12 protein-coding genes are annotated in these 12,839 nt (G+C 65.3%); 7 read left to right on the top strand and 5 right to left on the bottom strand.

Annotated features, from left to right (window positions below):
- Positions 1-55 precede the first annotated feature (55 nt).
- Positions 56-313 carry a mycoredoxin gene (locus tag ACU18_RS04935; protein ID WP_050684421.1) on the bottom strand — a complete coding sequence of 86 codons (258 nt, stop codon included), beginning with the start codon at positions 311-313 and terminating at the stop codon, positions 56-58.
- Between the two features lie 142 nt (positions 314-455).
- On the opposite strand from ACU18_RS04935, the gene ACU18_RS04940 reads away from it, so the two are divergent.
- Positions 456-1,217: an SOS response-associated peptidase gene (locus ACU18_RS04940; protein WP_082178192.1), complete on the top strand. Its 762-nt coding sequence runs from the start codon at positions 456-458 to the stop codon at positions 1,215-1,217.
- 1 nt (position 1,218) lies between these two features.
- Here the strand turns inward: ACU18_RS04940 and ACU18_RS04945 are convergent, their stop codons facing one another.
- Genes ACU18_RS04945 through ACU18_RS04955 form a run of 3 tightly spaced genes read right to left on the bottom strand, consistent with a single transcriptional unit; the run spans position 1,219 to position 4,288 of the window.
- On the bottom strand, positions 1,219-2,403 hold the full coding sequence (locus tag ACU18_RS04945; RefSeq protein WP_050684423.1) for an ABC transporter permease: 1,185 nt from the start codon (positions 2,401-2,403) through the stop codon (positions 1,219-1,221).
- Positions 2,400-3,110, bottom strand: coding sequence for an ABC transporter ATP-binding protein (locus ACU18_RS04950; RefSeq protein ID WP_231686005.1), 711 nt, complete (start codon positions 3,108-3,110; stop codon positions 2,400-2,402). The genes ACU18_RS04945 and ACU18_RS04950 overlap by 4 nt, the downstream gene beginning before the upstream one ends.
- A gap of 2 nt (positions 3,111-3,112) precedes the next feature.
- Entirely contained in the window at positions 3,113-4,288 is a 1,176-nt protein-coding gene (locus ACU18_RS04955) for a hypothetical protein (RefSeq protein ID WP_157407569.1), read from the bottom strand.
- 168 nt (positions 4,289-4,456) lie between these two features.
- Here ACU18_RS04955 and ACU18_RS04960 point away from each other — a divergent pair, with 168 nt between their 5' ends.
- On the top strand, positions 4,457-4,777 hold the full coding sequence (locus tag ACU18_RS04960) for a chorismate mutase (protein ID WP_050684425.1): 321 nt from the start codon (positions 4,457-4,459) through the stop codon (positions 4,775-4,777).
- 126 nt (positions 4,778-4,903) lie between these two features.
- On the opposite strand, the gene ACU18_RS04965 is transcribed toward ACU18_RS04960, so the two are convergent.
- Positions 4,904-5,293: a hypothetical protein gene (locus ACU18_RS04965; protein WP_050684426.1), complete on the bottom strand. Its 390-nt coding sequence runs from the start codon at positions 5,291-5,293 to the stop codon at positions 4,904-4,906.
- Positions 5,294-5,418: 125 nt separating this feature from the next.
- Here ACU18_RS04965 and ACU18_RS04970 point away from each other — a divergent pair, with 125 nt between their 5' ends.
- From ACU18_RS04970 to pgsA, 5 genes are all read left to right on the top strand, one after another.
- Positions 5,419-5,775, top strand: a complete 357-nt coding sequence (locus ACU18_RS04970) for a DUF6504 family protein (protein WP_050684427.1) — start codon at positions 5,419-5,421, stop codon at positions 5,773-5,775.
- Positions 5,772-9,257, top strand: coding sequence for a DNA polymerase III subunit alpha (locus ACU18_RS04975; protein WP_050684428.1), 3,486 nt, complete (start codon positions 5,772-5,774; stop codon positions 9,255-9,257). The genes ACU18_RS04970 and ACU18_RS04975 overlap by 4 nt, the downstream gene beginning before the upstream one ends.
- A gap of 116 nt (positions 9,258-9,373) precedes the next feature.
- Positions 9,374-11,383, top strand: coding sequence for a threonine--tRNA ligase (gene thrS / locus ACU18_RS04980; protein ID WP_050684429.1), 2,010 nt, complete (start codon positions 9,374-9,376; stop codon positions 11,381-11,383).
- Positions 11,384-11,400: 17 nt separating this feature from the next.
- The gene (locus ACU18_RS04985) at positions 11,401-11,985 is read left to right on the top strand and encodes an HIT family protein (RefSeq protein ID WP_050684430.1); all 585 of its coding nucleotides are present in this window, start codon (positions 11,401-11,403) and stop codon (positions 11,983-11,985) included.
- Positions 11,978-12,601 carry a phosphatidylinositol phosphate synthase gene (gene pgsA, locus ACU18_RS04990; protein WP_050684431.1) on the top strand — a complete coding sequence of 208 codons (624 nt, stop codon included), beginning with the start codon at positions 11,978-11,980 and terminating at the stop codon, positions 12,599-12,601. Before ACU18_RS04985 ends, pgsA begins: the two co-directional genes overlap by 8 nt.
- Positions 12,602-12,839 lie beyond the last annotated feature (238 nt).

Here is a 12,839-nt window from a genome sequence, read left to right on the forward strand (position 1 = left end):
TTGGTCCCGTTCTGTCTATCACATGAGGCCGGTGCGCCCGGCCGCCGTGGTGCGTTCAGGCCGCCAGGCGGGTCCGGACCTCCGCCGCGGAAGGGTTGGTGGCCGCGGTGCCGTCCGGGAACAGGACCGTGGGGACCGTCCGGTTCCCGCCGTTGAGCTGTTCGACGAGTTCGGCGGTGCCGTCCACTTCCTCGATGTTGATTTCGGTGTAGCCGATGCCCTGCGCGTCCAGCTGCTTCTTGAGCCGGTTGCAGTAGCCGCACCAGGTGGTGGAGAACATGGTGATCGTGCCGGATTCGGGGGTGAAGTCCAAGGAATTCTCCTAAGCGTTGTGTTGTGGCCTCTGTCAGGGTCCTGCTCCCGTCAACGGCAGCGCGTTCCAGCATATTCCCCAGGGGATCCGGCCGGCTCCGGTGCAGGATGACACCGGCAGCCCCCGATGGCATGCTGGTCCAATGTGTGGACGCTATGTGATGGCACGGGCAGTGGGGGACCTGCTGGCGGAGTTCGACGCCGAGCTGGAGGATGAGGTGAGCATCCCGCCGTCGTGGAATGTTGCGCCCACCGACGCCGTCCCCATTGTCCTGGACCGCATCAAGGACGATGATGCGGCGCCCCGGCAGGTGCGCCAGCTGCATGTGGCGCGCTGGGGCCTGGTGCCGTCCTGGGCCAAGGACCCCGGCATCGGCTCCCGGATGATCAACGCCCGCAGCGAAACCGTGCTGGAAAAGCCCGCGTTCCGCAAGGCGGTCAAATCGCGCCGCTGCGCTGTCCCCGCCGACGGGTACTACGAGTGGAAGCAGGGCACGGGCAAGGCCAAGCAGCCGTACTACGTCCACCCTGGCGAGGGCAGGGGCCTGGTGTTCGCCGGACTGTATGAATGGTGGAAGGATCCGTCCGTTCCGGCGGGGGAGCCGGGCCAGTGGCTGCTAACCACCTCCATCCTGACCGCTGACACGCCGCCTCCCGGCAGCGAGTCCACGGTGTTCGGGAAGCTGACGGCGCTGCACGACAGGGTGCCGCTGCCCATGAGCGCCGAAACCATGGACGCCTGGCTGGAGCCGGACGCCACCGACGCCGCAGGGCTCGTGGACCTGGTGCGGGCCGGCGTCGTGGATGTGGCGGCGGACTGGCAGGTCGACTCCGTGGGGACCGCCGTGGGCAATGTCCGCAACAACGGGCCGGAACTGATCCGGCCCGTTGAAGCGCTCTTTTAGGCTAGAAGCGGATGGCGTCAATGACTTTGACGCGCACGGCCACCAGCGCCGGAACCGCTCCCGCAAGGGCCCCCACCAGGACGGCTGAGCCCAGGCCCAGCAGTGCGGCGTCCACCGGGAACGGCGGATAGGTACTCAGCCCGGGCGCTATGGCTTTTTCCACCCAGGGGTTTTTGACCACGGCCACCGCCACCATCACGCCCAGCACGCCCGCAAAGGCGGTGGCCACCACGGACTCCATCATGACGCCCACAAAAATGCGGTGCGAACTGGCTCCGAAGCTGCGCCGGATGCCGATTTCCCGCACCCGGTAGCGGACCGTGACCATGGAGATATTGAGCATCCCCACGGCCCCCAGCAGGAGGACCAGGCCGGCGATGCCGCCCACGGCAAGCTGGACCACCGCAAACGGGTCGCCCTGGCTGGCGTAGTCCGCCCTGTCCACCTGGATATGCATGCCGGGGAACTGCGCCTGAAGATCGGAGGCGATGGCGGCCTTCAACGGCTCAGCCTGCTCCTGTCCCACCCAGAACTTGAACTGCCCGGACCCGCTGAGCGGAATGTCCGCGGCGGCAGCGGCTGCACTAAGGATGAAGGCCGACGGCGGTGCCTGCTCCCAGTCGTCCGGGACCACGCCGATGATGACGGCCGTTGCCGGGCCCTCGCCCAGGATTCCCACGCCGGGGTTGGTGGTGAGGTTGGGCCTGCCGGCCAGGTTGTAGAACGCCTCATTGACCACCACGGCCGGCGCCAGGCGGGTTTCGTCCCCCGCAGTGAACCAGCCGCCCTGTTCCAAGGTGAGGCGGTGGATGGTTCCGTACCCGGGGTCCACCACCTGCAACTGGACCCTGCGCACTCCGGTGGGGAACTGGAAGCCGTTTTCGGCCTGGTCCACCGAGGTGTAGTAATCGATTCCGTACCGGGCCACGATGCCTTGGTAGGCGGCGGTGAGCGTCGCCGCGTCCGGAGCCGTGGGGCCGTACACCCCAACACCCAACGTGGCGGAGCGGCCGCCGTTCCGCTCGGAATTCGCCGTCAGGCCCTCCCGTGCCAGGTTGCCCACGCCCACCACCGATGTCAGGGCCGCAACGGAAAGCGCCACCCCCACCAGGGCCAGCAGGATGCGGGTTTTGTTGATTCGAAGCTCCTGCCAGGCTTCCAGCAGGGCAGAGACAACGCCGGTCATGCCGTTGCCGCCGCAGGGACGGAAAGGGCGGACAGGACGCCCTGGTCGAGGCGGTAGCAGGACCTGGCCAGCGCCGCGACGTTAACGTCGTGGGTGATGGTCACCAAAGCCGCACCCGACTCCGTCGCCACGGTGTCAAGGAGCGCCATGACCGCCTGGCCGGTATCGACGTCGAGCGCCCCCGTCGGTTCGTCGGCGAGGATCAGCCGCGGCCGCCGGACCAGCGCCCGGGCAATCGCCACGCGCTGCTGCTCACCGCCGGACAAAAGGGCGGGATGGGTGCCGGCGCGGTGGGACAGGCCCACCCGGTCCAGCATGTCCATGGCCAGTTCCCTGCGTTTCCAGAAATCCCGGCCCGTGGCGTACATCAACGGGGTGACCACGTTCTCCAGGGCACTTCGGCCGGGAAGGAGATTGAATTGCTGGAACACAAAGCCAACGGAGCTGCCGCGCAGCCTGGCCCGGGCATTGCCGCTGAGTTGCCGGGCCGGGACGCCCATAAACGTCAGCTCACCGGCAGTAGGCAGGTCCAGCAACCCCAGCAGGTTCAGCAGCGTTGATTTTCCGCAGCCGGAGCGGCCGATGATGGCCGTGTGGTCACCGCTGCAGATGCTCAGGGTGATCCCACGGAGGATGTGCAGCTCCTGATCGTCCGGAAGCAACACCGAACGGGTGACGCCGGCCAGGTCAATCAGTTCTTCAGCCACGCTCAGCCGCCCATGGGGTAAGCGCCGGGAATGCCGGCGTCGGGCTGGCCGGGTGCGCCGGGGACGAACTCCAGGATGGCGTCGCCTTCGGCCAGGCCGGAGACCACCTCCACCATGGCGCCGTCGTTGAGCCCCAGCTTGACGGTGCGTTGTTCCGGTTCGGCTGCGGGCGGTGCTGCGGCGTCGGCGCCGGTTGCAGTGCCGTTGGCAGCACCGTTTGCCGCACCTTCGGGGGCCGGGGCGGCCATCCAGACGATGCCATCAGCGACAGTGCCCCGGACGGCCGTCAACGGGACGGCGATGACGTTCACGGATTCGCCGGCTGTGACCGTCATGGTGGCGCCGAGCCCGGCGAAAACGGTGATGTCCGCAGGAACAGGGCAGCTCAGCCGGCCGGTGGCGGCACCCCCGGCCGCGGGCGCCCCGTTACCCGGCACCGGCATGATGGCTGCGGCAACAGAGCGGGCAACCCCTGCGGTGCCACCGGAGCCGGACCCCTCGGACGCAGCGGCGATGCTGGTCAGGACAGGGTCGGCGCAGCTGAAGGGGGCGGGACCGCCAATCACGCTGATCTCCGCTGAACCTGGTTTGGCCAGCAGCCGGTACTGCTGGGCAGCGTCTACGGTGCCGCTGACGGTGAAAGTGCCCGGATCCACAGTGCCCGCAACCTCGCCCACACTGACCTGCTGGTCGATGATGACGGTAAGGGTCTTCAGCACCCCGGTGGAAGCAGCCAGCACGTTGGTGTAGGTGTACGTGGGCTTCGCGGCGGCCGGCATCGCCGGTGCAGAGTCCTGCTCCGCGTTTCCCCCGGCCGGTGCGGCGGCTGCCGGCGCAGTGCCTGCCTCCGGCTGCACCTCGCTGCGCACCTGGAACAGCGGGTCGCCGTTGCGTACGGGTGCGCCGGGTTCGAGGAACACGTGGTTGACGGTGCCTGCGACCGTGTTGCGGACATCGGCCGCGGCGTCGCTCTGGACCGTTGCTTCGACTTCCACCCGGTTTGTGACGGTGGTGCGGCTTGCCTGGAACACCGGTGTGGCGATGGTGGCGGCAGGACCGGCGAGGGCCGGTTCGGCCCTGAGCCCGTCCACGAATGCGATCTTCACCAATGCCACGGCAATGACTGCAAAAACCACCAGCCAGGCGATGGGCATGATGACACGCCGGAATATTCTCATTGCTTCCCCCCAATATTTTTACCTCCACGGGATTGCGTCGTGGAGATGCATACGGAGAATATACCTGCTGGTGGGGTGGGGGTTTTGTCATACGTGCGGCGTTACCCGGCTGCGCCTGATCCGTGGGGGAAGTCGACTCCCGAGGGCATGCTTGGGTACCCTCGGAGCATGGCAACAATTCAAGGAAACGACCGGGATGCCCTCGCCGACAAGGAACAGCTCGCTGCCGTCCGGATTGCCGTAGACGAAGTGGATGACCAGATTGTCACCCTCATCGCCCGCCGCGAACGGCTGATCCGCATCGCCGGAACGCTGAAGGGTGATGACGCGGAGGTCCGGGCGCCGGGCCGCGTTGAACGGATCATCGAACACGTCCGTACCGCAGCGGAACGCAAGGACATCGATCCGGACATCGTTGAGTCCACGTACCGCGCCATGATTTCCGGGTTCATCGAACTCGAAATGCGTGTCCACAAGGAAAGCAGCTGACCCTTCCGGTCAGCTGCCCGCTTCACCTGCCTGCCCCACCCCCTGCGTTGTCCTATCACTTATGGTCCCCAAATCGGCTTTTGGGGACCATAAGTGATAGCGCAACGGGGTGGACTGCGGCATATATCAGAGTGCCTCCCGGACCGGAACCCCCGATTGGAATTCGCGCCCGTCAGCGTCGCTGAAGGCGGACATCACATGGCCTTTGCCCAGGCCGTGGACCGCAGCCATGGGGAAGTTGCCGGTAATGCTGCTGCCTGAATGGGACACCCCGGCCAGGTCGTAGTTCTCCTCAGTGCCCTGTTCATGGCTGAACGAGTAGAACGCGATGGGTTCGCCGTTCATGAATTCAATGCCCAGCCGCCGCTGGGAAGAGTAGTCAGGACTGGCCGCCACCAGCCCCACCACATAGGCGCCGGAACCCGGGATATTGCCCTCCACCTCGAAGGTGGCCACCAAAGTGGCGTCCTGGGCTTCGATGCTGACCTGCTTGAGGAGTGCGTCATGGGTGCTCATGGCACCATCCTGCTCCCTGCCGCCCGGTCCGTCCACCCTGCCTATGTTTTGGCCATGGGGGAGCGTAGGATTGGATTATTCGAACACGTATTCGAATAAATCGAATCTGCGGGTCAGGAGGCACCATGGGCTTGTTCAGCGAATCCGTGGACGTAGCCTGCTCGGCGGACGGCCAGCCGGAAAGCGTCCTGTGGTCCGGACGCTCCTATTCCGTCTGCGCCGAATCAGTCCGCTGGTATGAACGGCGCCAGTGGTGGGCTGAGGAAAGCCGCGTCCCGTTGGGCAGCGGGCCGGGGATGGTGGATCACGAAATCTGGCGGATCCAGGTGGTTCCCGTCCCGCCCGCCGGGAAAAGCACTCCTGTTCCAATGGAACCGCTCACCCTCGACCTCACCCGGCACGCCGCCAGTGGCCGATGGCGGCTCCTCCGTATCCACGATGCCCTGCGCCTCAACGACACCTCGGGTCCCAAAACAGCATGAGCTTTACGCATTTACACGTTTCCACCGCCTTCAGTGCCCACTACGGGGTGTCATGGCCGGAGGAACTGGCACAGGCTGCCAAGGCTGACGGGGCCACCGCGCTCGCCTGCACCGACCGGGACGGGCTCTACGGAACCATCAAGCACCTCAGGGCATGCATGGCTGAAGGCCTGGATGCCATCGTGGGGGTGGACCTCGCCGTCTTTGATGACGAAGGCGACCACCGCACCCAGGTGGCGGGACGGGTGGTGGTCCTGGCCCGGGGCTACAATAACGGCGCCGGGTACCGGGCCCTGTGCCGGCTGGTCTCGGACGCCCATGCCCGCACGTCCGGAAAAGCCGGGGGAGCGGTTCCTGTCGCCGTCACCCGGGCGGAACTGGCTTCACGCACCCTGGACCCTTTGACCCTCAAACCCGTCCTGACTGTACTGATCGGTCCCGACTCGGATGTGGGACGGGCCATGGGCGGCAGGCGGTACCTCCGACCCCGCACACTCTTCAAAGCCTGGCTCGATGCCATGCCGGCCGGAACTGTGGTTACCGAGATTGTCACCCAGCTCAGCACCCCGGGCATGCCCCTCAGCACAGCACATGCCGTGCGGATGCTCAGGCTCGCGGAGGAACACCACGTCCCGGCCATCCTGACCAACGCGGTGCGTTACTGCGGCGCTGACGGTGCACCCACCGCTGATGTGCTGGACTCTGCCCGGACCCTCAAATCCCTCCCCGAGCTGGCGGCTGAACCCACCCTGCAACCCACAGGCCAGGGTTGGCTCAAAACGGGGGAGCAGATGCTCCGCCTGGGCAAGGAAGTCATTGCCGCCGCGGGCTTCGGGACAGCGGACCTCACACAGCTGATGGCACAAACCGAGGCGCTCGCCGATCGGTGCCGGATGGATCCGCACACGGACATGGGATGGAAGCAGCCGGTGGTCCCTGAGGCCTCGGTCCTTGGCATCAGCCAGCACCCGCATACCGAACTGGTCCAACGCTGCGAGGCCGGAATTACCCGACGGTTCCCCGGCATTGCCGGCAGCCAGGAGGCCGAGATGAAAACCCGGCTGGAGCACGAGCTGGTCATCATCAGCAACCTCGGCTTCTCCGCCTATTTCCTCACCGTGGCGGAGGTTTCCCGGATGATCCAGGACATGGGGGTCCGGGCCGCTGCGCGCGGGTCCGGGGCCTCGAGCCTGGTCAACTACCTGATCGATGTGAGCCAGGTGAACCCGCTCCAGCACGATCTCATCTTTGAACGCTTCCTGTCCCGGGACCGCGCCACCCTCCCGGACATTGACATCGACGTCGAAAGCGCTGAACGGCACAACGTCTACCACCGGATCTTCAAACGGTTCGGCTCGGAACGGGTCACCCTCATGAGCATGCAGAACGGATACCGGGCCAGGGGCGCCGTCCGGGACGCCGGCTTGGCCTTGGGAATGGACGATGGCGAAGTGGGCGAAATCGCCAAACAGCTGTGGCGTTTCTCCGCCCGGAAATTCCGGGAAGCGCTGCAGGAGAAACCCGAGCTGCGCCAGTTCGCAGGCCGGGTTGAACAGCGGGACACGGACGGAAACCAGCAGCTGGATCTCCTGGTTGACCTGACGGAACGCCTGGACCGGCTGCCGCGGCACATCTCCATGCACCCCTGCGGAGTGATCCTGGGGGATGCCACCCTGCTGGACCGCACCCCTGTCCAACCCAGTGGGCTGGGCCTTCCCATGAGCCAGTTCGACAAGCACGACATGGACCCCATGGGCATGCTCAAACTTGATGTCCTGGGGGTCCGGATGCAAAGCGCCATGGCTTTCGCTGTCCGGGAAATCATCCGCATCCACCCCTCCAAAACCCAGGTGGTGGCTGCCGGCAGCCACCCGGTAGGCCCGGACGGGGCTGGACCCGACTACATCGCCGCTGACGGCGCCATTGACCTGAACGCCGTTCCCCTGGACGATGAGGCCACCTTCGAGCTGATCAGGAGCACCCATACGCTGGGATGCTTCCAGATCGAATCGCCGGGCCAGCGTGAGCTGATCGGCAAAATGGCGCCCCGGGAATTCAACGACCTCATCATCGACATTTCACTGTTCCGGCCAGGTCCCATGAAGTCGGACATGGTGCGGCCGTTCCTGGAGCACCGGCATGGGTTCGCCCCGGAGGTGTACCCCCATCCGGACCTGAAACCCGTGCTCGCCGAAACGCATGGGGTCACCGTGTTCCACGAACAGATCCTGAAGACCTTTAACGTCATGACCCATTGCGGGTTGGCGAAAGCCGACGAATTCCGCCGTGCCCTGGGTAACGAAGCTAAAGAACCCCTGGTGGAGGCCTTCTTCCGCAAAGCGGCCAGGGAACGCAACTACACCCCGGAGGTGGTGGACAAGGTCTGGGGAACGCTGAAGGCCTTCGGCAGCTTTGGCTTCTGTAAGGCCCACGGGGCGGCCTTCGCCGTGCCCACCTACCAGTCCGCCTGGCTGAAAGCCCACCACCCCGAGGCCTTCCTGGCAGGATTGTGGGAGCACGATCCCGGGATGTATCCCAAGCGGCTGCTGGTGGCGGAAGCCCGGCGCCTTGGCATTCCCATCCTGCCTTTGGACATCAACCGCAGCGGTGCCCAATACCGGGTGGAGCGGGTCGACGCCGGAAAGGACGCCGGGAAACTGGGCATCCGACTGAGCCTGAACGGGATCTACGGGTTGTCAGCCACCGAACTTAAAAGGATCGTGGCGGGGCAGCCCTTTGACTCCCTCGCCGACCTGAGGGCCCGGTCCCGGGTCAGCAAACCCACCATCAAACGGCTGGCGCAGCTTGGCGCGTTCGATTTCCTGCACCGAGAAGCCGGCGGAACAGCCAACCGGGCCGACCTGGTGCACCACCTGCAGCAGATGCAGGGCAAAGGAACCCGGAAGGGCATCGAAGTCCTGGAAGGACAGCTTGCGTTGCCCTTGGGGGACGTGGAACTGCAGAACATCAAACCCGGCCTGCCTGCACCCACCCTGGTGGAAAACGTCCGGGCAGAACTCGACCTGATGGCCATGGACGTCAGCAGCCACCTGATGGACAGCCACCGGCCCATGCTGGACAGGCTGGGCGTGACCACAGCAGACAAGCTGCTGTCGCTGCGTAACGGCACGGAGGTCCTGGTTGCGGGCGTGCGGATCGCCACCCAGACCCCGCCGATGCGCGGCGGCAAGCGGGTGGTGTTCATCAGCATCGACGACGGCACCGGCTGCATCGATTCGGTGTTTTTCCACGAGGCGCAGGAAAACGCCGGGCTGCTCCTTTTTGGCACCCGGCTGCTGCTGATCCGCGGCACCACCCGGCGCACGGGCCCCCGCGGAATCAGCCTGAGCGCCAGCATGGCCTGGGACCTGGGGCAGCCGGAATCGTTGCCCTTCCCGGACCCCAACAGGCCCGGCACTGACGTGGAACATCCCCTGGACGGCATCAGCCGCACGCTGGCCATCACTGGATTCAGCGGCTGATGCCCGAGTGTGCCGCGTTGGTGGCCCCCCGCGGAACCGATAGCATTGACGGTGGCTGGCTGTGGTCCCCGTATGCCACAAGCTATGAAGCCTACAACTTTGAATAGGAGACACCCGTGTCAGATGCCCAGCAGATCACCCTCATCGTCGATGGCGAAGAGACCAAGGTGACTACCGGGACAACCGGTGCGGAGCTCTTTTTTGAACGCCGCGAGGTGGTTGTTGCCCGTGTCGACGGCGTCCTGAAGGACCTGGACCAGGAACTCCCCAACGGTGCCAGCATCGAAGCCGTCACCATCGATTCCCCCGACGGCCTGGACGTGCTCCGCCACTCCACCGCCCACGTGATGGCCCAGGCCGTCCAGCAGCTGCGCCCCGACGCCAAGCTGGGCATCGGCCCGTACATCACGGACGGTTTCTATTTCGACTTCGACGTGGCCGAGCCCTTCACCCCCGAGGACCTCAAGACCCTCGAGAAGATGATGCTCAAGATCGTCAACCAGAACCAAAAGTTCGTCCGCCGTGTGGTCACCGAGGACGAAGCCCGCGAAGCCATGAAAAACGAGCCCTACAAACTCGAACTGCTGGGCAAGGAAAACGACGCCGCAGACGCAGGCGAAGGCGTGAACGTCGAGGTGGGTGCCGGCGAGATCACCATCTACGACAATGTTGAACGCAAGGAAGGCACCACCGTCTGGTGCGACCTGTGCCGCGGCCCGCACCTGCCCAACACCAAACTCATTTCCAATGCGTTCGCGCTGACCCGCTCGTCCTCCGCCTACTGGCTGGGTGACCAGAAAAACCAGCAGCTCCAGCGGATCTACGGCACGGCCTGGCCCACCAAGGACGACCTGAAGGCCTACCAGGAGCGCATCGCCGAAGCCGAACGGCGCGACCACCGGAAGCTCGGCGTCGAGCTTGACCTGTTCTCCTTCCCGGACGAACTGGGTTCGGGCCTGCCGGTCTTCCACCCCAAGGGCGGCATCATCCGCAAGGAGATGGAGGACTACTCCCGCCAGCGCCATGTGGAAGCCGGCTACGAGTTTGTCTACACCCCGCACATCACCAAGGGCCACCTCTACGAAGTCTCCGGGCACCTGGACTGGTACAAGGACGGCATGTTCCCGGCCATGCACGTGGACGCCGAACTCAACGAGGACGGCACCGTGCGCAAGCCCGGCCAGGACTATTACCTGAAGCCGATGAACTGCCCCATGCACAACCTGATCTTCCGCTCCCGCGGCCGCTCCTACCGGGAACTGCCGCTGCGGCTCTTCGAATTCGGCTCCGTGTACCGGTACGAAAAGTCCGGGGTGGTGCACGGCCTCACCCGGGTACGCGGCATGACCCAGGACGATGCCCACATCTACTGCACCCGCGAACAGATGAAGGAAGAGCTCACCAAAACGCTCACCTTCGTTCTTGGGCTGCTCAAGGATTACGGCCTGAACGACTTCTACCTGGAACTGTCCACCAAGGACCCCGTCAAGTACGTGGGCGACGACGACACCTGGGAAGAAGCCACCAGGACCCTCGCCGAGGTGGCCCAGGAGTCCGGGCTGGACCTGGTCCCGGATCCGGGAGGCGCAGCCTTCTACGGCCCCAAGATCTCCGTGCAGGCCAAAGACGCGCTGGGCCGCACCTGGCAGATGTCCACGATCCAGCTGGACTTCAACCTTCCGGAGCGCTTCGAACTGGAATTCCAGGCCGCGGACGGCACCCGCCAGCGTCCCGTGATGATCCACCGGGCGCTCTTCGGTTCCATCGAACGGTTTATGGGCGTGCTGACCGAACACTACGCCGGCGCGTTCCCGGCCTGGCTCGCGCCGGTCCAGGTGGTGGGCATCCCCGTGGCGGAAACGTTCAACGAATACATGTTCGACGTCGTCGACCAGCTGAAGGCGGCCGGTATCCGGGCCGAGGTGGATACATCCTCCGACCGCTTCCCGAAGAAGATCCGCACCGCCAGCAAGGACAAGATCCCGTTTGTGCTCATCGCCGGCGGTGACGACGCCGATGCCGGGGCCGTCTCATTCCGCTTCCGCGACGGAAGCCAGGACAACGGTGTGCCGGTCGCGGAAGCCGTCAAGCGGATCACGGAAGCCGTCCGTAACCGGACCAGCTAAGGGAACGGAACAGCACCGTGCAGGAGAACACAGGCGCCGGGTACCCCGGTGATGCCGCAGTGACGGACGACTTCGACCTCGCCGGTGTCCCGGATGCCTTCCAGCGTCTGTGGACTCCGCACCGGATGGCCTACATCAAGGGTGGCCAGCATCAGTTCAAGGGCGAGAACGACTGCCCGTTCTGTGTGGGTCCCGGCCGCAGCGACCAGGAATCCCTGATTGTGTACCGGGGCCGGACCTGCTACGTGGTGCTTAACCTTTTCCCATACAACCCGGGCCACCTGCTGGTGTGCCCGTACCGGCACATCCCGGACTACACCGATTTGACGGTTGAGGAGACAGCGGAATTCGCCGACCTCACCCAGACGGCCATGCGGGTGCTGCGTAAGGTGTCCAACCCCGGCGGCTTTAACCTCGGCATGAACCAGGGTGTGGTGGGCGGCGCGGGAATCGCCGCCCACCTGCATCAGCACATTGTGCCGCGCTGGGGTGGCGACGGGAACTTCTTCCCCATCATCGCCCAGACCAAAGCCATCACCCAGACGCTGGACGAGGTCCGCCAGCAGGTGGCCGATGCCTGGCCCGGGGAGACGGATGCTTAACAGGCATGCCCGCGGGTTCTTTACCGCGTTGTTCACCCCGTTTGCCCGCTGGCTCCTTCGAATTGGTGTTTCCCCGGATGCGGTAACCGTCATTGGCACCGCGGGCGTGGTGGCGGGTGCCCTGGTGTTTTATCCACTGGGACAGCTCTGGTGGGGCACGCTGTTCATCACCGCCTTCATTTTCTCCGACGTCCTGGACGGCATCATGGCCAGGATGCAGGAAACCGGGGGCCGGTGGGGCAACTTCCTGGACTCCACCCTGGACCGCGTGGCTGATGGTGCGCTCTTTGCCGGGGTGGCGGTCTGGTTCTTCACCGGCGGTGGGAATACGCCAATCGCCGTGGCCGCCGTCGTCTGCCTGGTCCTGGGCATGGTGGTCTCCTATGCCCGTGCCAAAGCCGAGTCGCTGGGCTTCACCGCGAACACAGGAATCGCCGAACGTGCGGAGCGCCTCGTGTCGGTGCTGGTGGTGACCGGTTTCACCGGCCTGGGCCTGCCAGCGGTGGTGCTGCTGGTGACGCTGCTCCTGCTCGCTGCGGCCAGCCTGGTGACAGTCATCCAGCGGGTGGTTTCGGTCCGCCGGCAGGCCTTCGCCGAACCCTCACCGGCCGATTAACATAGCCGTTACCTGATTAAGCCGGCCAGCGGTGGTGGGACTAGTATTAGCTCTGCCCGATCAATGGATCCGGCAATCCGTGTGTCCGGCAGGTGCGTCGAAGGCCGCCTGCACACCCGGCGAAGGTCATCTATCTACCCATAGGGGTTTTTGTGTCTACACCTGATGTAAGCAACGGGGCCGGTTCGTCCGCGAACAGCGTCACGGGCAGCAACCGCGTGAAGCGCGGCATGGCCGA

It is taken from the genome of Arthrobacter sp. ZBG10 (assembly GCF_001238605.1).
Taxonomy (GTDB): Bacteria; Actinomycetota; Actinomycetes; order Actinomycetales; family Micrococcaceae; genus Arthrobacter.